The organism is Actinacidiphila sp. bgisy160 (genome assembly GCF_965342435.1).
Lineage (GTDB): Bacteria > Actinomycetota > Actinomycetes > Streptomycetales > Streptomycetaceae > Actinacidiphila.
Genome location: NZ_CBDRCM010000028.1, coordinates 55,583 through 78,271, shown reverse-complemented (window position 1 = coordinate 78,271; position 22,689 = coordinate 55,583). Strand labels below are relative to the sequence as shown.

The following is a 22,689-nucleotide window of genomic DNA, read 5'->3' as shown; positions in this document are numbered from 1 at the left end:
CCGATGAACGAGAGGCCATCCGCCATGACCGTGGACCACCGGACACTGTTCTGCGCCCTGCTCGCCGACGACGACTTCACCGCCAAGCTGAAGGACCGCGGTCTCTCGCTGTTCTTCGTCCAGCCCGAGCCCGGCGCCGCCGTCTTCGTCTCCTCCGACGGTGTGGTGACGGGCGAACCGCCCTTCCCTCCCACCCTGCGCTTCGAGATGGGGCCGGACACCGCCCACGAGGTGTGGAGCGGCCGGCTGCCGCTGATGAACGCCGTGGTGGAGCGCCGGCTGACCATCAAGGGCCCGGTCGCCCAGGTACGGCAGCTGGCCGACCTGCTGCCCGCGGTGGGCGCCGCGTACGCCGAGCTGTCCGCCTGACCCGTCCGTGACGCCTTCGACGACCGTACGACATCGATGAAAGGCATGACCGCCATGACCGCCGCCGTCAGCACCGGCATCGTGACCAATGCGCCGACCCTGTCCGACGCGGCCGCCCTCAGCGCGGCCGCCATGCCCTCCCTGTTCACGCTGCCGCCCGAGGTGGAGCGGCTGCGCGACGAGGTCCGCGAGTTCGCGCGCACCGTCGTGAAGCCCCGTGTCCTCGACAACGACCTCGCGCCGCACGACGACTTCGACTGGGAGATCGTCCGCCAGGGCCACGAGCTGGGGCTGCTGCGGATGACCCTGCCCCGGGAGTTCGGCGGCCGAGGCGTGGGGGTGCTCGGTGTCGCCGTCGCCCTGGAGGAGCTCGCCGCCGTCTGCGCCAGTACCGCGCTGATCTTCGGTGCGTCGCTGCTCGGCCAGAGCAGCGTGCTCGCCTCCGGCGACCCCGACCTCCAGGCCCGGTTCATCCCCGGGTTCCTCGGCGCCGAGCCGGTGCTCGCCTGCAACGCCATCACCGAGGAGGTGGCCGGCTGCGACCTGCTCATCCCGGAGAACTCCCCGTACGCACAGGAGGTGACCACCGCCCGCCGGGAGGGCGACACCTACGTCCTCAACGGCGTCAAGCGGTTCATCACCAACGGCAAGGTCGCGCAGTGGTGCACCGTCTTCGCCAACCTCGAGGGACATCCGGGGGCGGACGGCCTGACCACCTTCGTCGTCCCGCTGGACAGCGAGGGCGTGACCCGCGGCCCGGTCGCGGACAAGATGGGCTACCGCGCCTGCCTCGGCACCACCCTGGTCCTCGAAGAGGTCAGGGTCCCCGCCGCGAACGTGGTGCACGGCGAGGGCAACGGCTGGAACTTCCTCACCATGCAGTCCAACCAGGCCCGCGCCACCGTCGCCGCGATCTCCACCGGCGTCGCCCGGGGCGCGTTCGAGATCGCCAAGCAGTGGTGCGGCGAGCGCGTCCAGGCCGGGGTGCCGCTGTACCGGCACCAGTTCAGCGCGCGGAAGCTCGCCGACATGTCCGTGAAGATCGACGCCGCCCGGCTCCTCTACCTCCAGGCCGCCCACCAGGCCGACAACATGCTGCCCGCCCCCACCTACGGCCCGGCCGCCGCCAAGCTCTTCGCGGACCGGATCGCCATCGAGGTGGCCGAGGAGGCCATGTCGATGCTCGGCGCCCGCGGCTACTGCCGGGAGTACGACGTCGAGAAGTTCGTCCGCGAGTCCTTCGGGGCCCGCATCTACGAGGGCACCCCAGAGGTCCTCGCACTGGCCGTCACGGGCGCGCTCTACGGCCACCGCGCCTGATCCACGATCCGGCCGAGGGAGCCATCGCGATGGAGCAGACACTCGAACGGGCCCGGAGCACCGACGTCTACGCCGCCGAGGTGCAGATGGTGCACAGCCTGACCAGTTTCACGGGGCTCGCCGCCCAGGTGCCCGCGGAGAGCCTCCTCTACCACTGCGAACGGCCCGGCGGCCCGACCGTCCTCGCCGTGCGCGACGACGGGCTGCCGGAGCCGTACCGCCACGGTATCTACGGCTTCCGGCTCGCCCAGTACCTGCGCCTGAGGTTCGCCAGCGCGGATCTCGCCTTCCGGCGCTCGCTGGTGACCGAGCCCCACGGCGGCCACCGCAACGAGATCCACGTGCTCGCCCTCGACGGGCCGAGCGGCGCGATCCTGCGCTATCTCTCGCTGGTCGGCTCGACCAACCCGGTGCCCCGGCACCTCAAGGACCCGGCACGGTCGCTCTTCCCGTGCGAGGTCGCCCACGGAGTCAATCTCTTCGAGCACGTGGAGTGCGACGGGGACCTGGACACCAGCCGCGTGTGGGAGGTCAAGCGGCTGGTGCACCGCGCCGAGCAGAATCGTTCCAGCGCCTACGCGCGGCTCCGCCTGACACTGGAGCTGATGCTCGGCTTCTACACCGCGCTCGGCCGGATCGAGCCGGCCCCCGAGGCGCTCGTGGGGGACGGCGAGGAGGGCGTCGCGATCCGCAGGCTGCTGCGCAGCCTGAAGGACATCACGGTGCTGGAGGGCACCCGGCCCTCGCTGCCCGCCGACGACCTGATGTTCCCGCTCTACACGCAGCGCGACGTGGTGAAGCCCTTCGTGGCGCGGGCTCCGCACGGCGAGGAACTTCGGCGACTGATCCGACACATCGACCGCGCCCTGACCGACCGCAATCCGCTGGACGCCCTCAAGGGCCTGGTGGAGACGGTCGGCGGCCGCTTGCGGAGGGTTCACGTATGACCGGCATCCACACGACCGCACCCGTCCCGGCCCGCGCCGCGACCGCCGCCACGGGGACGGGCGGCGCCCCCGACGCGTTCTACGCCGCGTTCACCGAACGCAACCGCGGCCTGATCCCGGACGCCGCGCAGCGGGCGCTGCGGACGGCCGTGGTGCTCGTCGCGGGGTGCGGATCGACGGGCGGGGCGGCCGTCGATCCGCTGACCCGGCTGGGCGTGCAGCACTTCGTCCTCGCCGAACCCGGCGTGTACGAGCTGAACAACCTCAACCGACAGCACGCCGCGCACGCCGACATCGGCCGCAACAAGGCCGAGGTGGCCGCGGAGCGCGTCCGCGCGGTCAACCCGCACGCGGTCGCCGAGGTGCGCCCGGAGGGGATCCAGCCCGGGAACGTGGCGGCGCTGCTGGGCGGTTGCGACATCGTCGTCGACGGCGTCGACGTGACCACCCCGGAGGGCTGGCGGGCCAAGTACGCCCTGCACGCCGAGGCCGCGGCCCAGGGCCGGCCCGTCGTCTCCGGCTACGACATGTCCGGCACCCAGTACATCCGCTACTACGACTACCGCCTCGGGCTGCCACCGCTGGCCGGCGAGGTCACCGCGGAGCAGGTCGCCTCCGAGTCGGTGTGGGAGCTGCTGTTGCGGATCGTGCCGCGCGAGCTGGTGCCCGAGGACCTGCTGGCCGATGTGCGCGCCCACCGCGACGAGCCGGACTACAGCGTTCCGCAGCTGGTCTACACCTCGCTGCTCTTCGGCGTCCTGACCGCCCGTTACGTCGTCGAGGTGCTGGCCGGCCGTCCCGTCCGCGAGGCGCTGTCGCTGGACGTCCACCAGATTGTCCGACCGCAGTCCTAGGAGGAAGAGATGACGTCCGAACTGCTCAAGCCCGATCTCAAGGCCGATCCGGTCGCCCGCCAGACGAAGAAGGCGGCCCAGCTGCTCATCGCGTCCGCCCGGCACTCGTACGACCCCCTGGTGGACATCGACTGGGACGCGCCGCTCGTCGAGGGCAAGTGGTTCCTCGCGGAGAAGCGCTGCTCGCTCTACGGCACCGAGCTGTGGGACTCGCTCGGCGCCGAGCAGCGGATGCTGCTCAGCCGCGAGGAGCTGGCCGCCTCGGTCGCCGTCGGGGTGTGGACCGAGCACGTCCTGCTCCACCTGGTCTCCCGGTACGTCTACAAGCGCGACGTGTCGACCCCACAGGTGCAGTTCGCCCTGACGGAGGTCGCGGACGAGGTCCGGCACATGATCATGTTCGCCAGGCTGGTGGAGAAGATCGGCGCCGAGATCTACCCGACCCCGCCGAAGACCCTCCGCAGCGGCCTGCTGCTCAAGACCTTCGCGCCGGTGCCGGCGTTGTGGGCTCTGATCCTGCTCACCGAGGAGTTCTTCGACCGCTTCCAGCGCGAGCAGTCCAATGACGAGACCATCCAGCCCGTCGTGCGCGCGGTCGCCCGCATCCACGTGGTCGAGGAGGCCCGGCACATCTCCTTCGCCCGCACCGAACTCGAACGGTTCGTGCCCACCCTGTCCAGGGCCCGGCTCGGCGCGCTGCGCCGGCTGCTCGCGGGGATCGTCGCCGGCATGCGCAAGGACCGCTACAACCCGCTGATGTACCAGCGGGCCGGGCTCGACCCGAAGACCGCGATCGCGGCGGCCCGCGCGAACCCCAACAACATCGAGAACGCGAAGTACGGCGGTCAGCGGATCGCCGCGTACTACCAGCAGATCGGGCTGATCGGCGGCCCGACGGAGAAGGTCTGGCGCGAGGCCGGCTGGCTGTCGTGACCGCCCACGGCCACGAGTCCGATCACGGGCCCCACCACGACCACGACCACGACCACGACGAGGACGGCTACGCCGGACCGGCCACCCTGCTGGTGGCAGGCCGGACCCTGGACGTCGAGATCCGGCTGACCGGCTACTTCCAGCCCCTCGACGGCCGCTACCACTGGTACGGCCGGCTGGCCCCCGACGCGCGGCTGTCCGCGCTGGTGGGCGGACAGCCGGTCCCCGTCACCGTGTGCACCCCGCACGGCCGGGCCGAGGGCGAGCTCTCCGACCCCGACCTGTGGCAGCGGATGCGGGTCGCGGGCACCAGCACGCCCCCGTTCAGCGCCATGGCCACGCCCGGCCTCGAGAACTGACCCGCGAGAACCCCCAGGGAGCCGCACCATGTGCTTCGAACCCGATTCCGCGCCTCCGGTGCCCCACGGGCCGCAGGCCCTCGCCCGGGACCACCGGATCACGCTCACCGCGCGGGACGGAACCCGCTTCGCCGCCTTCGAGGCCGTACCGGAGAACCCCTCCGGCCTCGGTGTCGTCATCCTGCCCGATGTGCGCGGGCTCTACCGCTTCTACATCGAGCTGGCCCGGCGCTTCGCCGAGAACGGCCACCACGCGGTGGTCGTCGACTACTACGGCCGCACCGCGGGGGTGGGCGAACGGGACGCGGACTTCCCGGTGGACGAGCACATGGTGCGGCTGACCCCGCGCGGCCTGTACGACGACCTCTCCGCCGCGGTGGCGCACCTGCGCTCCCCCGAGGGCGGCGAGCGGCGCCGGATCGTCACCGCGGGCTTTTGCATCGGGGGCCGGCTGGCCGTCCTCGCGGGCACGAAGCGGGCGGGCCACGACCTGGCCGGGACGGTGGGCTTCTCCTGCTGGCCCGCCCCCGGCCCCGACGGCGCACCCGGCCCCACCCAGCGGGCGGGCGAGCTGACCGCCCCGGTGCTCGCGCTCATGGCGGGAGACGACCCCGGCATCCCGCAGCGGCATGTCGACGCCTTCGAGCGCGCCCTCGCCGAGGCGGGGATCGAGCACGAAGTGGTCACCTACCCCGGCGCCCCGCACAGCTTCTTCGACGTGAAGCAGGGCGAGAACACCGAGGCCTCGGCCGACGCCTGGCGCAGGGTGCTGGCCTTCGCCCGGCGCGCGGCCGCCGGGTGAGACGGCCGACGCGGAACACGAAGAACCCGTCCGATCGAGGCGATCGGACGGGCTCTCGTCACACTGCGGAAGTGGAGCTACGGGGATTCGAACCCCGGACCTCTTGCATGCCATGCAAGCGCTCTACCAACTGAGCTATAGCCCCGCGCTGCCGTCTCCCGGGGTTCCCCCCGGCGACCTGGCATACATTACACGGCCATGGGGGCGGTTCGCCAAATCCATTCCTGGCCGCCGCGGCAGGGCTCCCGGTACTGTCGGCTGACCCCTCCCCGACCGAGAGCGGAGCAGGCCGCCGTGACCGCGACACAGCCCAGAGCCGCCGCCGAGGACGCCACCCGGAGCCTCCCGGCGCGGCGGGCCGTCCTCGTCGCGGCACTCGCCTGCCTGGTCTCCTTCACGGCCTTCTGGGCCGCCCAACGCGCCGCACACGTCTCGATGATCGACCTCACCGTCTACCGTGCCGAGGGATGGACGGTGCGCAAGGGCGGGGACCTGTACGCGATGCGCGTCACCCACGCCCGGCTGCCCAACACCTACCCCCCGTTCGCGGCGCTGCTCTTCACGCCGCTGACGCTGCTCGGCACCGGCGCCTGCCGGACCGCGGCGACCCTGCTCAACCTGGGCCTGCTGGTGGCGCTCTGCCACCTGTCGCTCCGGCTGGCCGGACTGCCGCGGCGGCTCCCCCCGACGGCGGCCGCGCTCGGCGTGGCGGCGGCGGCCGTGTGGTGCGAGCCGGTGTGGACGACGCTGCGGTACGGGCAGGTCAACCTGCTGCTCGCGGTCCTGGTGCTGTGGGACTTCACCCGGCGCGGGAACCGGGCGGCCGGGATCGGCATCGGCGTCGCCGCGGGGATCAAGCTGACCCCGTTGCTGTTCGTGGTCTTCCTGGCCGTCGGCGGAGCGGCGGTGGCCTGGCGGCGGCGCGAGCGGTGGAACCCGTATCTGCGGCAGGCCGCCGTGGCGTGCGTCACCTTCGCGGCGACGGTGGGCCTTTCCGCGCTCGTACTGCCGCGCGACTCGGGGCGCTTCTGGACCGGGGTCGTCTTCTCCGCCGACCGCGCCGGCAACGCCGAGGACACCGCCAACCAGTCCTTGCGGGGAGTGCTCGCGCGGGCGCTGCACACCGGCGACCCGGGCGGCTGGTGGCTCCTCCCGGCCGTTCTCGCGGCCTGCGCGGGCCTGGCCGTCGCCACTGCGCACCTGCGGGCCGGGGAGCACGCCTGGGCGGCGCTGTCCTGTGCCGTGACGGGCCTCCTGGTCAGCCCCATCTCCTGGTCGCACCACTGGGTGTGGGCGGTTCCCCTGGCCGTGTTCCTCGCCGGACGCGCCCCGCGCGCCCGGCGGCCCGCGCTCGGGTGGGGCGGCACCGCGCTGTACGGCCTGCTCTTCTGCTCGTACGCGCTGTGGCTCACACCGCACGGCGACGGGGTCTCGCGTCCCGAACTCCACCAGTCCGCGGCCCAGATGGCCCTCTCCGCGGTCTACCCGGCCGCCGGGGCGGCGTTCCTGTGCCTCGCGGCGGCCATCGCCTGGCGCGACCGGAGGGAGCGCGCCACGGCCCCCGGCTGAGCCGGCCGGCCCGAGACCGGTCCCCAACGGTCCCGCCGGGAAGGCCGCTTCGCGCCGCCAGACGCTTCACGGCACGCCCGGAGCACGACGGCGGTGCGAACGCAAAGATCCCGCCTCCCTGGGGGAGACGGGATCCGCTGCTTCTGTGGAGCTACGGGGATTCGAACCCCGGACCTCTTGCATGCCATGCAAGCGCTCTACCAACTGAGCTATAGCCCCGCTGTCCTCGGGCTTTCGGCCCTCCGAACGAGAAGAAGCTTAGCCGGTCGGGGCCGGATTCCTGAAATCGGCTCCGGACCGGCCCCGCCCCGGGCGTCCGGGACCCGTCAGTCGTCGTCGCCGAGCACCGGCTCGGGCAGGGTGCCGGCGTTGTGCTCCAGCAGCCGCCAGCCCCGGGCGCCCTCGCCGAGGACGGACCAGCAGGTGTTGGACAGCCCGCCGAGCGCCTCCCAGCTGCGCGGGTCGAGCCCGAGGAGACGGCCGATGGTGGTGCGGATCGCGCCGCCGTGGCTGACGACCACCAGCACCCCGCCGTCGGGCAGCTTGTCGGCCGCCGCGAGCACCACCGGGGCGGCCCGGTCGGCGACCTCGGTCTCCAGCTCGCCGCCGCCGCGCCGCACGGGCTCGCCGCGCTTCCAGGCCGCGTACTCCGCGCCATAACGCTCGGTGATCTCCTCGTGGGTCAGGCCCTGCCACACACCCGCGTAGGTCTCCCGCAGCCCCTCGTCGTACGAGATGTCCAGGCCCGTGACGGCGGCCAGCTCCGCGGCGGTGTCGGCGGCGCGCTGCAGGTCGGAGGAGACGATCGCGTCCGGCTGCAGCGCGGCGAGCAGCCGTGCGGCCCGTTTGGCCTGCGCGACGCCGGTGGAGGTCAGCGAGATGTCCGTGGAGCCCTGGAAGCGGCCCTCCACGTTCCACGAGGTCTGGCCGTGCCGCCAGAAGACGACCCGGCGGCCGCGACCGCGTACATGCCCGTTCAGATCAGCTCTCCGTCCCCGTCGGCGGCCGCGGTGGCGCGGGCGTGCTCCTCGGCCTTGCCGCGGGTGGCGACGGCGTCCTTGGGCAGCTCGAGCTCGGGGCAGTCCTTCCACAGCCGCTCGAGCGCGTAGAAGACCCGCTCCTCCGAGTGCTGCACGTGCACCACGATGTCCACGTAGTCGAGCAGCACCCAGCGCCCCTCGCGCTCGCCCTCGCGGCGCACCGGCTTGACGCCGAGCTCCTTCTGCAGCCGCTCCTCGACCTCGTCGACGATGGCCTTCACCTGGCGGTCGTTGGGCGCGGAGGCCAGCAGGAACGCGTCGGTGATGGAGAGGACGTCGCTGACGTCGTAGGCGATGATGTCGTGCGCGAGCTTGTCGGCGGCCGCTTGGGCGGCGGTCTGGATGAGCTCGATGGAGCGGTCCGTGGCGGTCACTGTGCGGCTTTCCGGTCGGGGGCGTCGTACGTCCAGGGTCTCACGGACCGCACTCCGTCCCCGACCGGTTATGGGCCGCCCCGGTCAGCTCTTCTCCGGCGGGCTGTAGTCCTGGCCCAGGACGACCGTGATGTCGGCGTTGGAGGCCACGCCGCCCTTCTTGGCGGCCTTGGCGGACAGGCCCAGCGTCTTCGCCAGCTCCTGCGCGTTCGCCTTCTGGTCGGCGTCGGCGTACAGCACCTGCGAGGTGGCCTGGATGTCCGCGGTGGCGCCGGAGACGAAGGTGTAGCCGCCGCCGATGATCTGCACCTGGGCCTCGCCGGTGTTGGCCGCCACTCCGGTGGCGTTGCGCAGGGTGACCCGGGGGATGCCGTCGGACTCGGTGTTGGTGACGGTGCCGCCGAGCACCTTCTTCACCACGTCCTCGGTGGCCTTCTCGCTCAGCGTGCCGTCGGGCTCCACGGGCAGCGTCTCGGTGGTGTAGTCGCCGCCCTTCGCCTCCTCGGACAGCGCCGCGAGGCTGCTGCCGAGGTCCTTCTCGGTCAGCGGGGGCTCGATGACCTGGTTGAGCCCCTCGATGGTCTTGGTCGCCAGGTCCGGGTCGCTGTACATCTTCTTCAGCACGGCCTGGACGACCTGCCCGAAGCGGGCGAGCTGCTTGTCCGGCCCCTCGCCCGGTCCCCGGTAGGTCGCGTAGGCGACGGCGGCCTGACCGCCCAGCTCCTGCTGCTTGCCGGGCTTGACGAGGGTCTTGTCGCCCTTCTTCTTGCCGGCCTTCACCGTGGCGTCGGTGTCGACGAGGACCCCGCCGAGGGACTCGACGAGGTTGTCCAGGTAGGGGGTGTCCAGCCGCCAGGTGCCGCTGATCTTGGTGCCGAGCAGACCTTCCAGCGCCTCACGGGTGGGGGCGGAACCGTTCTCCACGACGGACTTGCCGAGCGTGGTGCTGCCGCCGTCGTCGCTGCTGACGGCGAGGGAGTTCGGCAGCAGGACGGTGGTGCCCTTCCTGGTCGTCGAGTTGCTGACCAGCAGCGCGGTCGAGGTCTCCTCGCTGCCGACCGGGCGCAGGTGCAGCACGATGACGTCGCGCTTCTGACCGCCCGCCGCCTGCTGGGCGGTCCCGGAGTCCCCACCGAGGCCGGGGATCTTGCCGGCCTTCCACAGGTAGCCGACGCCGCCGACGGCGGCCAGCACCAGGACGACGACCGCGGCGACCACGCGGTTGCGGCCGCGGCGCCTGGCCTCCTCGCGGCGCTCGGTGCGGGACTCGGTGAACTTCAGCCAGTCGATGACCTCTTCCGACTCCTCGGTCTCCTCGTCGACGAAGGAGAACTGGCCGGTGTGGTAGTCGGCTTCGCCCGAGGGCGCGCGGGCGGCGGCGGGCCGGGCCGGCGGTTCCTCGTACGCGGGCTGCCGCTGGGCCGGAGGGGCCTGCGGGGGCGCCGGAGGCTGCCCGTTCTGCTGCTGCTCGTAGTACGGCTCCTGGTACTGCGGCTGCTGCGGGATCCACCCCTGGTACTGCTGCGTCTGCTGGGGGTGTTGGGGGTGCTGCTGCTGGTACTGCGGCTGCTCCTGTGGGTAGTACGGCTGCCCGGAGTAGCCCTGCTGCCCGCCCTGCCGGCCCGGGTAGGACTGCTGCCGGCCGGTCTGCTGACCGCCGGGCGGGCCGGGTTGCTGGGCGTAGGGGCCGTACTGGCCGTACTCGTCGCCGCAACCGTTTGCGTAGTCGCCCCGCTGCTGTGCGTAGGGGTCCTCTCCGTAGGGGTCCTGACCGCCCTGCTCGGGTGTTCCCTCGGCGTATTGCCATCGGGGGTAGTCGTTCACTGGGGACCCCTCCAGTTGCCGATCAGCCGCTGATCACTTACCGGTACAGCCTGCGTTTGTCGATGTAGCGCACGACACCGTCGGGCACGAGATACCAGACCGGCTCCCCCTTGGCGACCCGCTGACGGCAGTCGGTCGAGGAGATCGCCAGGGCGGGCACCTCCACCAGGGAGACCCCACCGGCCGGGAAGCCGGGGTCGGACAGGGTGTGCCCGGGACGGGTGACGCCGATGAAGTGCGCCAGCGAGAACAGCTCCTCGGCCTTGCGCCAGGAGAAGATCTGGGCCAGCGCGTCCGCCCCCGTGATGAAGAACAGCTCCGCCTCGGGGTGCTCGGCCCGCAGGTCGCGGAGCGTGTCGATGGTGTACGTGCGGCCGCCGCGCTCGATGTCGCTGCGGCTGACCGAGAACTGCGGGTTCGACGCGGTGGCGATCACCGTCATCAGGTAGCGGTCCTCGGCCGCCGACACCTTCTGTGCGCTCTTCTGCCATGGCTGGCCGGTGGGCACGAAGACCACCTCGTCCAGCTGGAAAAGGTGCGCCACCTCGCTGGCCGCCACGAGGTGGCCGTGGTGGATGGGATCGAACGTCCCACCCATCACACCGATTCGCTTCTTCATGCGGATAGACCCTACCCGCATCGCCTGATCGAGCTCAGCGGTCGCGGTTGAAACGGGTGGTGATGAAGAGCAGGAGCAGCAGCGCGAACAGCGCGCCGCCGCCCGTGAGGTAGGGGCTCAGGCTCTCGTGGTTGCCGCCGCCCTCGCCCTCGGCGAGCGTGGTCAGAACGGCGGCGGTCGCGTAGGAGGTCATTCGGCGGTCCCTTGGTGGCTTCGGGGTCTGTCGACGGGCGGAAGACTCGGGCAACATCGTACGGGCGGTCCGGCTGGAACTTCGCGGTGGCTCCGCGCGTCCTCACTAGGTACCCAACGGGCGAGCAGGGGGGCGGGGACATATGTCCGGTCCGAACGATTCGAGCGGTGCGAACGGCGGCGGGAACGAGTCGGGGCGGCTGCCCGGACGCAACCGGCGGCGCTTCGAGGGCGTCTCCTCGCGCGCGTACGAACACCCGGCGGACCGTTCCGCGCTGGTGGCGCTGCGCAAGCTGAGCGGCTTCGACACCGTCTTCAAGGCGCTCAGCGGGCTGCTGCCGGAGCGCTCGTTGCGGCTGCTGTTCCTCTCGGACTCGGTGCGCGTCAGCGACCAGCAGTTCGCGCACCTCAACGACATGCTGCGGGACGCCTGCTACATCCTCGACCTGCCCAGGGTCCCGGCGATGTACGTCACCCAGGACCCGAAGCCCAACGCGATGTGCATCGGCCTGGACGAGCCGATCATCGTCGTCACCACCGGGCTGGTGGAGCTGCTGGACGAGGAGGAGATGCGGGCCGTCGTCGGCCACGAGGTCGGTCACGCCCTGTCCGGCCACTCCGTCTACCGCACGATCCTGCTCTTCCTGACCAGCCTGGCGCTGCGGGTCGCCTGGATACCGCTCGGCAACCTCGCGATCATGGCGCTCGTCACCGCACTGCGCGAGTGGTTCCGCAAGTCGGAGCTCTCCGCCGACCGCGCCGGACTCCTGGTCGGCCAGGACCTGCAGGCCTCGATGCGCGGCCTGATGAAGATCGCCGGCGGCAACCACCTGCACGAGATGAACGTGGACGCGTTCCTGAAGCAGGCCGAGGAGTACGAGGAGTCGGGCGACCTGCGCGACTCCGTGCTGAAGATCCTCAACGTCCTGCCGCGCAGCCACCCGTTCACCACCGTGCGCGCCGCCGAGCTGAAGAAGTGGGCGGCGAGCCGCGACCACCAGCGCATCATGGACGGCCACTACCCGCGGCGCAGCGAGGACAAGGACACCTCGGTCTACGACTCGTTCAAGGAATCCGCGAGCCACTACGCCGACACGGTGAAGACCAGCAAGGACCCGCTCATGAAGCTGCTCGCCGACATCGGGTCGGGGGCAGGGGACATCGGCGGCCGGCTGCGCGGCCGCTTCACCGGGACGCCGGGCCAGGGCTCCGGCTCGTCGGAGCGCCCGCCGAAGGACTCGCCGCACTCGCCGCCGGAGAGCTGATCCCCGGTCCGGCCACCGGGGCCGGGGCGAGCACCCCGCACACCGAGCTGATCTCGTGGCGGTGGTCGTAGGGGTCGACCCCGGGCTGCGCCGACGGCCGCTGCCCGGCCAGCAGCGGCAGGAAGTGCGCCACGGGGGCGCCCGCGCAGGACAGCGGCCCGGCCTCGACGGCGGCCTGCAGCAGCTCCACGTGCTGGTCGCGCAGGTCCGCGCGGTCGAACCGCAGCCGCAGTGCGCGGCGCACCGTGAACAGCGAGGCCTGGCCGCTGCCCCCGGTGGCGGCCTGTACGGCGTAGACCAGGGTGTGGTCGGTGACGACCTCCAGAGCCTCGCCGCCCGCCTCGGCCACGGTCATGGTGCCGCGCACCTTGACCTCGTCGTCGGCGAGGGCGACACGGGTGGGGTCGAAGCGCACCAGCCAGCCGGTCGCCGCGTGGCGCCCGTCGTCCGCGGGCCGCTCCAGGCTGCGGTCGAACTGGTCGAGCTGCCCGGGGTCGAGCATGGTGCGCACCGTGCGGATGTCCCCGCCGGTCAGCGCGCCGGGATCGGCGGAGGATGCGACCAGGTAGTCCTTGGCGAAGACCAGGGCCTGCATGACCTGGCTCTCGCTGAAGTGCGCGGTGCGGCGCGCCGGGGGCAGCGCGTAGCCGTCCCCGCCGGCCCGGTAGTGCTCGGCGCGCTGCCCGGCGAACGGCCGCGACCGGTCCACGGCGGCCACGACAGCCGTGGGGGCGAGCGGCAGCAAGGTGATCCGCAGCGGCTCCGCCACGGGAGGGGCGGGCTGGTCGTAGGGGTTGCGTATGCCCAGGTAGACGGCGGTGCCGAAGGCCATGACGATCAGCAGGACGAGGACCAGGGCCTGCCGCGGGGCACCGCCGCGGGCCCATGGGCGGCGGGTGCGCACCGAGCGGGCCGATCCGTCCAGCCGCTCCCGCGCGGAGAACTCCTGTATCCGGGCAGCACGGACGAACGACTCGTCGAAGACGACGGATCGGTACTCGTCCTCACCACCTCCCGGGGAGCCCTCGGGGTTCCCCTCCGGTGGGTTACCAGGCCCTGCCATACAACAAGCGTAGGTCTGTCAGGGCCCTTTAAAACGTCCTGGTACGAGACAAGTTCGGGCGGCGTCAGGGGGTGCGGCTGACCGCCACCGGGGGTAGCGACGGGGCTCCGATCCGGCCCGTCGGAGCGGGCGGGACGGAGGGCTGGCGAGCGCCTCCGGCACCCCGGTAGACCGCCGCGAACGTCAGTGCCACGACGCCGATGCCCATCACCACGGCGAGCACCCACGCCACGGTCCGGTGCCAGCGCCCGTGCCCCCGGTAGGGGCGCCGCTGGGAGTAGAGGTCCTCGTACTCAACGTCCTGCGCGGAGCGCTCGGCCTCCGCTTCCCCGTACGGGCTGGTGCCGTCCTCCCCGCTCAGGACGCGGGGGCGGGACGCCTCGGCCTCGGCCTGTGCCGTGGCGGCGGCGAGCATGCGCTCATGGGCGCTGGGTTCGTGGAAGGCGGCCGCCCGTATGAAGGCCTCGTCGAGCACCACGGACGCGAATTCGTCATCCGCGCCACCGTGGTCCTCGCCGTCCGGGAACGGCTTGCCCCCCAGTTCGTCCGGCACCCGTCCAGAATAGGGCCGATCACGCGGATTGGGCAGGCCGCTCGGGAAGTCCGTCCTTCCACCGGGGCCGGTCAGCCGCGGATGTGACCGTCCCCGGTGAAGACGTACTTGGTCGAGGTCAGCTCCGGAAGCCCCATCGGGCCGCGGGCGTGCAGCTTCTGCGTGGAGATGCCGATCTCCGCGCCGAAGCCGAACTGCCCGCCGTCGGTGAACCGGGTCGAGGCGTTGACGGCGACGGCCGCGGAATCCACCAACCGGGTGAACCGCCGGGCGGCCGGCTGCGAGGTGGTGACGATGGCCTCGGTGTGCCCGGAGGACCACAGCCGGATGTGCTGCACGGCGGCGTCCAGCGAGTCCACCACGGCGGCGGCGATGTCGTTGCTCAGGTACTCGGTCTCCCAGTCCTCCGCGGTGGCCGGGACGACGATGGCCTTGGTGCCGCTCTTCTCGGCCAGTTCCCGCACCCGGTCGTCGGCGTGCACGGTGACCCCGGCCGCGGCCAGCGCGTCCAGGGCGCGCGGCAGGAAGTCGGCGGCGATGTCCCGGTGCACCAGCAGTGTCTCGGCGGCGTTGCACACGCTCGGGCGCTGCGCCTTGGAGTTGACCAGGATCGAGACGGCGGTGTCGAGGTCGGCCTGCGCGTCCACGTACACATGGCAGTTGCCGGTGCCGGTCTCGATCACCGGGACGATCGACTCCTCGACCACCGTCTTGATGAGGGAGGCACCGCCGCGCGGGATGAGCACGTCGACCATGCCGCGGGCGCGCATCAGCTCGCGCACCGACTCCCGGCTCTCCCCCGGCACCAACTGGACGGCGTCGGCGGGCAGCCCGGCGCCGCCGACGGCGTCGCGCACCACCGTCACCAGCGCGGAGTTGGAGTGGTACGCCGAGGAGGAGCCGCGCAGCAGCACCGCGTTGCCGGACTTCAGGCAGAGCGAGGCCGCGTCCACGGTGACGTTGGGCCGGGCCTCGTAGATGATGCCGACCACGCCCAGCGGCACACGGATCTGCCGCAGGTCCAGCCCGTTGGGCAGCGTGGAGCCGCGCACCACCTCGCCGACCGGGTCGGGCAGGCCGGCCACGTCGCGCACATCGGAGGCGATGGCGCGGACCCGCTCGGGGGTCAGCGTCAGCCGGTCCACAATCGCCTCGCCGGTGCCCGCCTCGCGGGCGCGGGCGACGTCCTCCGCGTTGGCCTCGACGATCTCCCGTGTGCGGACCACCAGGGCGTCGGCGATGGCCAGCAGAGCATCGTCCTTCGCCGAGCGCGGCAGCGGCGCGAGGTCGGCGGCGGCCGAACGGGCACGGTAGGCGGCCTGCAGCACCGGGCTCTTCGGCCACGGCGAGGGCAGGGAGGCGGCGAGGTCGTCGTTGCTGTGGCTGCGGCTGCTCATAGCGGCCAGGGTACGGCGTGGGCGCCGGCCGACGGGGCGGCTTTCCAGCGGGTGAGACCCGTGCCGCGCACGGCCGGAGGCCGTCGCGGCTCAGTAGGGGTGCACGCCGACGGGCGCCGCCGGGGGAGGTCCGTAGCCCTCCGCGAGGCGCTGGTGATAGGTGTCCCGGTCGATGACCTCCAGGCCCACCGTCTCCCAGGGCGGCAGGTTGGCGGAGGAGCGGTGCTCACCCCACAGCCGCAGCGCGATGGCGGCGGCGTCGTGCAGGTCGCGGGCCTCCTCCCAGTACCGGATCTCGGCGTGGTCGGCCGCGTACCGGCTGGTCAGCAGGAAGGGATGGTCGTTCGCGAGTTGTTCCAGCGCGCGCCGCACCTCGGCGAGCGGGGCCTCGGGCCCGGAGACGCTGAGCGTCACGTGCCAGAGCCGGGACACGGGGCGCTCCCGGGTCGGCGGGGCGATGTCGTCGCTCGTCACGCTCACCAGTGTCCGCTCCGCCGTCCCTCGGGACGACGATGCCCCCGGGCGCCCTCGTCTCACCGGCGGCCTCCCTGTCGTCCCTGTCTTCACGTCCGTGGCCGGATTCCGTGCTCCGCCCTCAAAGTCCAGCAGCCCGGGAGCGGCCGCGGGGCGGTTTTCACGAAGTAACCACGAAGGAGGTCCGCCTCAGTGGTGCAGGAGAACGAGGTCGTCCCGGTGCACGACCTCGCGCTCGTAGGCGGGCCCCAGCTCCCGCGCCAGTTCGCGGGTGGAACGGCCGAGCAGCCGCGGCAGCTCCTTGGCGTCGAAGTTCACCAGGCCGCGTGCGACGGCGTGGCCGGAGGTGTCGCGCAGTTCGACCGGGTCTCCGGCGGTGAAGTGGCCCTCCACCGCCGCGATTCCCGCGGGCAGCAGTGAGGTGCGGCGCTTGACGACCGCCTGCACCGCGCCGTCGTCCAGGATGAGCGCGCCGAGCGGCGTGGAGGCGTGGGCCAGCCACAGCAGCCGGTCGGCGGAGCGCTTGCCGGTGGCGTGGAAGAGGGTGCCCGTACACCGTCCGGCCAGCGCGTCCGCGGCCTGCGAGGCGGAGGTGAGCACGACCGGGATGCCGGCGCCGGCCGCGATCCGCGCGGCCTCGACCTTGGTGACCATGCCCCCGGTGCCGACGCCGGCCTTGCCCGCGCTGCCGATGGAGACGCCCTCCAGGTCCCGCTGCCCGCGGACCTCCTCGATGCGCGAGGTGCCCGGGAGTGCGGGGTCGCCGTCGTAGAGGCCGTCGACGTCGGAGAGCAGCACGAGCAGGTCGGCGCGGACCAGGTGGGCGACCAGGGCGGCGAGGCGGTCGTTGTCGCCGAAGCGGATCTCGTCGGTGGCCACCGTGTCGTTCTCGTTGACGATCGGCATGGCGCGCATGGCGAGCAACTTGTCCAGCGTGCGGAAGGCGTTGCGGTAGTGCGCCCGGCGGCTCATGTCGTCGGAGGTGAGCAGCACCTGGCCGACCCGTACGCCGTACCGGGCGAAGGAGGCCGTGTAGCGAGCCACCAGCAGACCCTGGCCGACGCTGGCGGCGGCCTGCTGCCGGGCCAGGTCCCGGGGTCGCCGGGTGAGCCCGAGCGGCGCCAGCCCGGCGGCGATGGCACCGGAGGAGACCAGGACGACCTCCTTGGCCGCCGCACCCTCCTGCGCCGCGCCCTCCCCCGTCCCGCGCGCCTTGGCGAGCACGTCCACGAGGGCGTCCACCCGGTCGGCGTCCAGGCCGCCGGCCGCCGTCGTCAGGGACGACGACCCGACCTTGACCACGACCCGCCGGGCCTCCGCCACGTCCTGCCTCGCGCTCGCCACGTGCTTCCTCGCGTCTCGCACCGCTCCTGCAGCGGTCCCCGCCCCGCAATCTACGCGAGCGCCCGGTGCGCGCGCCTGCGTGTTCCAGCGTCCGGACGCCCCCGCCGACAGGCACGTCCACCGGCCGGCACGACGAAATGTGAACATCGTTACCACGCGGCAGGCGAAGCTTTACCCACGGGTTACGCTGTAGCCCGGCATTTACGTTCATCGCACGCGAGTCCCGTGCCCGAGGCACTCAGGATTACGCAGGGAAGCTGGCGACCATGAAGAGAGTTTTGCTGCGTTCCGGCAAGAGCCCGTTCGACGTGGTGTCACACGAACAGGCCATACACAATGACGTCATCGGAACGAATTCCGGCAATCTCGTCTTCAGCAACGCCGCGCACAAGCTCCTACAGGTCCCCGACGTCGAGATCGCCAACCAGTTCAGGTTCGAACCCTCCGAGGCCGGTCGCATCAACGAGCAGTTCGACGCGTTCGTGGTCCCGCTCGCGAACGCGTTCCGGCCCTCCTTCGCCGGTGGGCTCACCAGGCTCAGCAGGCTCATAGAGAAACTCAAGATTCCGGTGGTCGTGCTGGGGGTGGGGGCCCAGGCGGACGTGAAGTACAACACCGCGAGGCTCGATGGAATCGAGCGTCAGGTGAAGCGGTTCGTGTCGGCCGTGCTCGACCGTTCCGCGACGATAGGCGTGCGGGGGGAGTGCACCGAGACGTATCTGAGGGGTCTCGGCTTCCGCGACGTGGAGGTCATCGGCTGTCCCTCGATGTTCCTCAACGGCGACCGCTTCACCGTCGAACGCAAGACCGACGCCATCGGACCCCAGTCGCGCATCGCCGTCAACGGGTCACACAGCGCCCTGCGCGTAGGGCACATGGGCGCCCTGATGGACACCGCGTCCCGGACCTACCCGAACCTGACCTACATCGCACAGAACCTCACGGACGCGGAACTCCTCTACTGGGGTGACGTCTCCGAGGCCGCCGGACTGCACCGCCCCTACCCGGCGCACCGCACCCACGCGTGGTTCCGCGAGAACAAGGTGCGGATCTATCTCGACCCGGTGCCCTGGATCAACGACCTGCGCGCCTACGACTTCTCCTTCGGCGGCCGTATCCACGGAAACATCGCGGCTCTTCTCGCCGGCACTCCGGCCGTGGTGCTCTGCCACGACTCCCGCACGCTGGAACTGTGCCGCTACTTCGGCATCCCGCATCGGCTCGCCACCGACGTCACCGCGGACACCCATCCCGCGGACCTCTACGAGAAGGCCGACTTCTCCGAACTGCTGAGCGGACACCGGGAGCGGTTCGACCGGTTCACCGCGTTCCTCGACAAGAACGGCCTGCAGAACACGTACACCCACGGCGACCGAGGCGCGTCGTTCGACGCACGCATCGGCGAACTCGCGTTCCCTCCCGCGCTGGAGGCCTGGCAGGACGAGGCTTACGGCCTCATGGGCTACCGGATCGCCTGGCTCAAGCAGCAGGTCGCGCAGGCCAGAGCCGGCCAGGCGGAGGCCCTCGCCAAGACCGCCGCGCTGGAGGCCCGCCTCACCTCCATGGAGAAGCGGCTCAGATTCCTCATCGGCCCCGACCGCGACACCCTGCGCCGTGCGAAGCGGGCCGTGAACATCAAGAGGATCTTCAACGGCCGCGGCTGAACGCCCCTACCGCCCGGCCCGAACCTGCCGCAGTCCGGTTCGGGCCGCCAGGCGCGCGACCTTGCCCGCCAGTGCCCGTCCGAGCACCCGGCGCAGGAGCCTGCCCGCCCTGGTCGGCCGCCGGGCCGGGTTCGCCTTGACCCCCGCGGACTTGATGCGCGCGGCGATGTCGTCGGGGATCGGGTCCCGGGTCATCTCGTACACGTGGTCGGGGATGCCCGCGGCCTCGTCCCGGAAGTGGGGCAGCGCCAGGTACGCCCTGGTCCCGCCGGCGTCCAGATGCACCGGGGCCTCCGCCTTGGAGCGCACGAACCCGACGGCGTCGGCGAGCAGGTCGAGCCGCCCCTGACCCACGCAGTGGAGTCTGAGCCGCTCGTGCACGCGAAGCCGCCGTGCCACGCCGTCGGTGAAGTACTCCTGCACCAGGGGTCGGCCGAGTTCGACCTTGTGCCGCTGCTCCTCCTCGCTCCCCGCGAGGAAGCGCGGCCCGAACTGCGGGAGCAGCGTGACCGTGAAGGGCCGGGTCATCAGCAGGTCCCGCTTGTCACCCGGCGGCACGCGCTCGGCGATCAGTTCCGTCAACGCCCGGGCGGAGTCGAAGCGCAGCACGTACGTCCCGCTCTTGGTGACGTGTTTGCCGTCCTCACGCCCGACCAGGTAGTAGCACGTGTAGTCGGCGACCACGGAGACGCCGTTCGCCCGCAGGTACGCGTCCATCGTGAAGTGCGCGTCCTCACCGGTCTTGAGGTCCTCACGGAAGCGCATGCCGTGCCGGACGAGCAGTTCCCTGCGGAAGAGCTTCTGGGCACTGAGGGTGAAGCGGATCTGCGAGGAGAAGACGTCGGTGCGCTCGTGGTTCCGCCCCCACATGGACTTGGGAGCGGAGCGGTTGACCCCCTCCACCCGGCCCAGCACCACATCGGTGCCGTTGCGTTCGGCGACGGCGAGCATCCGTTCGAATGTCTCTTCACCGAGGTAGTCGTCGGCGTCGAGGAAGAAGACGAAACGGCCGCGCGCCAGGTCGAGCCCGGTGTTGCGCGGACCGCTGGGACCACCGGAGTTGGCCTGGTGGACCACGCGCGTCGGGATCGCGCTGCGGGCCGCGAACTCGTCCAGGTACGCACCGCTGCCGTCGCTCGAGCCGTCGTCCACCGCGATGATCTCGATGTGTTCGGCACCGAGAGTCTGCGTCTCGACGGACTCGAGGCACCGCACGAGGTAGGGCATCGCCTCATAGACGCCGATGACGACGCTGATGCTCGGTGTGTTCATCGATCTCCGATCGCTGCGGTCATGCCGGTAGCTGAGACGGGAACGGCGAGGGAAAGGTTGCACCGGCGCTCCGCACACCGTGGTGACCGGCGTCACACACCGCAGGTGCGACGGGGCCGCGGATCTCGGAGTCCGCCCTGCCGGCCTGGAGCGGCCGCGCCGGCAGGGCCTTCGGCGCGAGCCCCGGAACGGATCCGGGGCTCAGCCGATGTTCGCGTCGTCGAGGGCGTCGCCCTCGAGAGGTGCGACGAGGTCCAGGACCTCGTCCCCCTCGCGCTGGCCGGGGACGGCCGGCGCCGGGTTCCCTTCCGCCCCCTCGGCGGCGTGCCGTTCCGCCTGGCGGGCCGCGCGGGCCGTCGACTCGACGGCCAGCGCGCGCACGGCGTTGTCGAAACGCACGATCGAGGAGGGCTCGTCGGGACCGAGCAGGTACTCCTTCAGCTCCCTGCGCGCACCGGCCAGCGGGTCCCGGCCCTCCCCACTCACGGCGGCCACGAGCTCGCCGAGCCGTGTGGCCTGGTTGTCCAGGATCAGCGCGGCGCGCGCCGCGGTGTTCAGCCGCTTGAAGTCCGCCTCGCCGATCTCCGCGGAGTCGGTGATCGCGTACGGCTTGCCGCTCGCGATGAAGTCCGAGACGACGCTGGAGACGTCCGAGACCATCGCGTCCGCCGCGTTGAAGCAGCCGTACAGGTGCGGCATCGGACCGGTGATGACCTGGTGCTCCCACGGGACGAGCGCCCGCCAGTACGCCTCGCTCCACTGCTCGCGCAGCGACCGCATCTCCATCACGTCGTTCGGGTCGGCCGCCCGGCCGGGAACGTCGCCCGTCTCGTCCGAGGACTCACCGAGCGCGGTGTCGAGCTGCGCCAGTCGCGCCTCGATCCGGGCCATCTCCGCGCGCGCCTCGGCACGCGCGGAAGCCTGCCCGTCGTCCTGCCCGGACCACCGGGGGTCGGCGGCGCGCTGGGCGTTGGCCTTCTCCAGCAGCGCCACGATGCGCTGGTGCGCCTGCCCGGCCTTCGGCTGGCGTGTGCCGGTGAAGGGGTGCGGCTTGTAGAGGACGCGTACCGGCGTCTTGGAGGCGAGAAGGGTACGCACGATGTTCTCGCCCGCCAGCATCAGGGAGGTGTTCCCCGGGTCGTCGCTCCAGCCCTCCCACGTGGGGGCGTAGAGCACCGTGGGCATCCGGTCCGCCCGGGGACCGGTCCACGGCTGGATGCCGGACAGCTGGGGGCGGCCGACCTCCACGATGTCCTCGTCGCGGACTCCGACGTCGGCCAGTGCGTAGCGGTCACGGCCGGCCTTGCCGGCCGTCCACACCTGGTCGTACACCTTGCTGAAGGGGTTGACGCTCGCGACCTTGTCGCTGTCCCCGTGCCCGATGAAGACGTGCTTCATGGTCGGGACGCGCAGAAGGTGGATGTTCTTTCCGACGTTCGCCGGATAGAGCGCCACCCGCACGTGCGAGAGGTCCATGTTCATGAGGTGGACACCGCTGGGAATACTCACCACCGGCACCGTGGAAGGGGCGAGCTTGGGGAGGATGTGGTGCTCGCGCAGGAGCACCATGGGACGGCCACCGAGCTGCTCCATGGTGTCCAGCCACATGTTGACCTGGTACGCGCTCTCCGTGGACCCGGAGAAGTAGAGCACCGTGGTCGGCCGGTAGACGCGCAGCCACCGGTCCAGGGCCGCCAGTGCCTTCTCCCTGGCCGGCGCCAGGTGCCTGCGGCGCAGGTACGGGACCAGCAGCAGCACGCCCAGCAGTCCCGCGACCAGCGTCACGGCGGCACCCACCAGCGCGTACACCCGCTCGTCCGCCGCGGACGTGACGACCAGTCCGACCACGGCGAAAAGGTCCAGGTGCAGGAGCTTCTCCACTGCGCGACGGCTGAGCCAGCTCGGCGGACCGGGCGGAACGCGCAGTCCGGGCAGGTCGATGTTCCGCACCTCGAACGGCAGCTTGCGGCGGTTGCCGATCAGGGCGAGCAGTGCGGTGTGGGGAATCTGGAGCGCGTAGAGCACGAGGAAGCACAGGACGACGGCGTAGAAGACCGTGCTGTCCGTCGCCTCGACGCGTGCCAGGAGGAGGACGACGATGAGCTCACGCGCCAGGAAGCGGACGGGCAGCCCGGCCCCGGCCTTGGTGAGCCTGCTCAGCACAGGTGCGCCACGCCGGCGCAGCAGCCAGTCCGACGCGTAGCTGACCGCCGCCGCGCCGGCGAACACCCACAGGTGGGGCAGCAGAGCGCCCACCACCATGACGGGGTAGCTCAGCAACATGGTCAGCAATACGGACAGCTCGGTGCGATTGCCCACCCGGGCCAGGCGGACGGCGGTCGATATCACGAAATGCCTTCTCCTGAACGCTGGTGAAGACGAAGGTCTGGGAATGGACAAACGCGACCTGCGTCGCCAACGGATCAGGTCCCCGGAAATGCTTCTCCGAGTTTCC

Annotated in this window: 22 protein-coding genes and 2 tRNA genes; 10 read left to right on the top strand and 14 right to left on the bottom strand. The window is 71.6% G+C overall.

Annotation, left to right across the window (positions count from 1 at the left end; all coding sequences use genetic code 11):
* Positions 1-3: 3 nt before the first annotated feature.
* The 7 genes from ACRWNP_RS22100 to ACRWNP_RS22070 are packed head-to-tail and all read left to right on the top strand — an operon-like array spanning position 4 to position 5,584.
* Positions 4-369 (top strand): hypothetical protein, encoded by a 366-nt coding sequence (locus tag ACRWNP_RS22100; protein WP_431963947.1) that lies wholly within the window; start codon positions 4-6, stop codon positions 367-369.
* 45 nt (positions 370-414) lie between these two features.
* Positions 415-1,689: an acyl-CoA dehydrogenase family protein gene (locus ACRWNP_RS22095; protein ID WP_431963945.1), complete on the top strand. Its 1,275-nt coding sequence runs from the start codon at positions 415-417 to the stop codon at positions 1,687-1,689.
* Between the two features lie 29 nt (positions 1,690-1,718).
* Positions 1,719-2,636, top strand: coding sequence for a hypothetical protein (locus ACRWNP_RS22090; protein WP_431963943.1), 918 nt, complete (start codon positions 1,719-1,721; stop codon positions 2,634-2,636).
* Entirely contained in the window at positions 2,633-3,490 is an 858-nt protein-coding gene (locus ACRWNP_RS22085; RefSeq protein WP_431963941.1) for a HesA/MoeB/ThiF family protein, read from the top strand. Before ACRWNP_RS22090 ends, ACRWNP_RS22085 begins: the two co-directional genes overlap by 4 nt.
* Positions 3,491-3,499: 9 nt before the next feature.
* Positions 3,500-4,423: an AurF N-oxygenase family protein gene (locus tag ACRWNP_RS22080; RefSeq protein ID WP_431963939.1), complete on the top strand. Its 924-nt coding sequence runs from the start codon at positions 3,500-3,502 to the stop codon at positions 4,421-4,423.
* Positions 4,420-4,782 carry a DUF4873 domain-containing protein gene (locus tag ACRWNP_RS22075; protein WP_431963937.1) on the top strand — a complete coding sequence of 121 codons (363 nt, stop codon included), beginning with the start codon at positions 4,420-4,422 and terminating at the stop codon, positions 4,780-4,782. Before ACRWNP_RS22080 ends, ACRWNP_RS22075 begins: the two co-directional genes overlap by 4 nt.
* A 28-nt stretch (positions 4,783-4,810) precedes the next feature.
* The gene (locus tag ACRWNP_RS22070) at positions 4,811-5,584 is read left to right on the top strand and encodes a dienelactone hydrolase family protein (RefSeq protein ID WP_431963935.1); all 774 of its coding nucleotides are present in this window, start codon (positions 4,811-4,813) and stop codon (positions 5,582-5,584) included.
* 72 nt (positions 5,585-5,656) lie between these two features.
* On the opposite strand, the gene ACRWNP_RS22065 is transcribed toward ACRWNP_RS22070, so the two are convergent.
* A tRNA-Ala gene (locus ACRWNP_RS22065) sits at positions 5,657-5,729 on the bottom strand.
* Positions 5,730-5,878: 149 nt separating this feature from the next.
* Between ACRWNP_RS22065 and ACRWNP_RS22060 the strand changes: the two genes are divergently transcribed.
* Positions 5,879-7,153 carry a glycosyltransferase 87 family protein gene (locus ACRWNP_RS22060; RefSeq protein ID WP_431963934.1) on the top strand — a complete coding sequence of 425 codons (1,275 nt, stop codon included), beginning with the start codon at positions 5,879-5,881 and terminating at the stop codon, positions 7,151-7,153.
* 146 nt (positions 7,154-7,299) lie between these two features.
* On the opposite strand, the gene ACRWNP_RS22055 is transcribed toward ACRWNP_RS22060, so the two are convergent.
* From ACRWNP_RS22055 to ACRWNP_RS22030, 6 genes are all read right to left on the bottom strand, one after another.
* Positions 7,300-7,372: transfer RNA gene (locus ACRWNP_RS22055), tRNA-Ala, on the bottom strand.
* Between the two features lie 107 nt (positions 7,373-7,479).
* Positions 7,480-8,133, bottom strand: a complete 654-nt coding sequence (locus ACRWNP_RS22050) for a histidine phosphatase family protein (protein WP_431963978.1) — start codon at positions 8,131-8,133, stop codon at positions 7,480-7,482.
* Positions 8,130-8,567 (bottom strand): ribosome silencing factor, encoded by a 438-nt coding sequence (rsfS, locus tag ACRWNP_RS22045; RefSeq protein WP_431963932.1) that lies wholly within the window; start codon positions 8,565-8,567, stop codon positions 8,130-8,132. The genes ACRWNP_RS22050 and rsfS overlap by 4 nt, the downstream gene beginning before the upstream one ends.
* Positions 8,568-8,651: 84 nt before the next feature.
* The gene (locus tag ACRWNP_RS22040) at positions 8,652-10,391 is read right to left on the bottom strand and encodes an LCP family protein (RefSeq protein ID WP_431963930.1); all 1,740 of its coding nucleotides are present in this window, start codon (positions 10,389-10,391) and stop codon (positions 8,652-8,654) included.
* Between the two features lie 37 nt (positions 10,392-10,428).
* Positions 10,429-11,010: a nicotinate-nucleotide adenylyltransferase gene (nadD, locus tag ACRWNP_RS22035; protein WP_431963928.1), complete on the bottom strand. Its 582-nt coding sequence runs from the start codon at positions 11,008-11,010 to the stop codon at positions 10,429-10,431.
* A 34-nt stretch (positions 11,011-11,044) separates the two neighbouring features.
* Positions 11,045-11,203, bottom strand: a complete 159-nt coding sequence (locus ACRWNP_RS22030; protein ID WP_018556595.1) for a hypothetical protein — start codon at positions 11,201-11,203, stop codon at positions 11,045-11,047.
* A 142-nt stretch (positions 11,204-11,345) separates the two neighbouring features.
* Here ACRWNP_RS22030 and ACRWNP_RS22025 point away from each other — a divergent pair, with 142 nt between their 5' ends.
* A complete protein-coding gene (locus ACRWNP_RS22025) occupies positions 11,346-12,467 on the top strand; it encodes a M48 family metallopeptidase (RefSeq protein ID WP_431963926.1) in 1,122 nt (373 codons plus the stop codon).
* Here the strand turns inward: ACRWNP_RS22025 and ACRWNP_RS22020 are convergent.
* The 5 genes from ACRWNP_RS22020 to proB form a co-directional block, all read right to left on the bottom strand.
* Positions 12,388-13,530 carry a hypothetical protein gene (locus ACRWNP_RS22020; RefSeq protein WP_431963925.1) on the bottom strand — a complete coding sequence of 381 codons (1,143 nt, stop codon included), beginning with the start codon at positions 13,528-13,530 and terminating at the stop codon, positions 12,388-12,390. The two genes, ACRWNP_RS22025 and ACRWNP_RS22020, sit on opposite strands and share 80 nt — an antisense overlap.
* A gap of 64 nt (positions 13,531-13,594) precedes the next feature.
* A complete protein-coding gene (locus tag ACRWNP_RS22015) occupies positions 13,595-14,083 on the bottom strand; it encodes a hypothetical protein (RefSeq protein ID WP_431963923.1) in 489 nt (162 codons plus the stop codon).
* 71 nt (positions 14,084-14,154) lie between these two features.
* Positions 14,155-15,480: a glutamate-5-semialdehyde dehydrogenase gene (locus tag ACRWNP_RS22010; protein ID WP_431963921.1), complete on the bottom strand. Its 1,326-nt coding sequence runs from the start codon at positions 15,478-15,480 to the stop codon at positions 14,155-14,157.
* A gap of 90 nt (positions 15,481-15,570) precedes the next feature.
* Positions 15,571-16,017: a hypothetical protein gene (locus ACRWNP_RS22005; RefSeq protein WP_431963919.1), complete on the bottom strand. Its 447-nt coding sequence runs from the start codon at positions 16,015-16,017 to the stop codon at positions 15,571-15,573.
* A gap of 126 nt (positions 16,018-16,143) precedes the next feature.
* Positions 16,144-17,298, bottom strand: a complete 1,155-nt coding sequence (gene proB, locus ACRWNP_RS22000; RefSeq protein WP_431963917.1) for a glutamate 5-kinase — start codon at positions 17,296-17,298, stop codon at positions 16,144-16,146.
* Positions 17,299-17,564: 266 nt separating this feature from the next.
* Here proB and ACRWNP_RS21995 point away from each other — a divergent pair, with 266 nt between their 5' ends.
* A complete protein-coding gene (locus tag ACRWNP_RS21995; protein ID WP_431963915.1) occupies positions 17,565-18,962 on the top strand; it encodes a polysaccharide pyruvyl transferase family protein in 1,398 nt (465 codons plus the stop codon).
* 6 nt (positions 18,963-18,968) lie between these two features.
* Here the strand turns inward: ACRWNP_RS21995 and ACRWNP_RS21990 are convergent, their stop codons facing one another.
* Positions 18,969-20,234 (bottom strand): glycosyltransferase family 2 protein, encoded by a 1,266-nt coding sequence (locus tag ACRWNP_RS21990; RefSeq protein ID WP_431963913.1) that lies wholly within the window; start codon positions 20,232-20,234, stop codon positions 18,969-18,971.
* Between the two features lie 201 nt (positions 20,235-20,435).
* Positions 20,436-22,583, bottom strand: a complete 2,148-nt coding sequence (locus ACRWNP_RS21985; protein WP_431963911.1) for a hypothetical protein — start codon at positions 22,581-22,583, stop codon at positions 20,436-20,438.
* Positions 22,584-22,689: the final 106 nt, after the last annotated feature.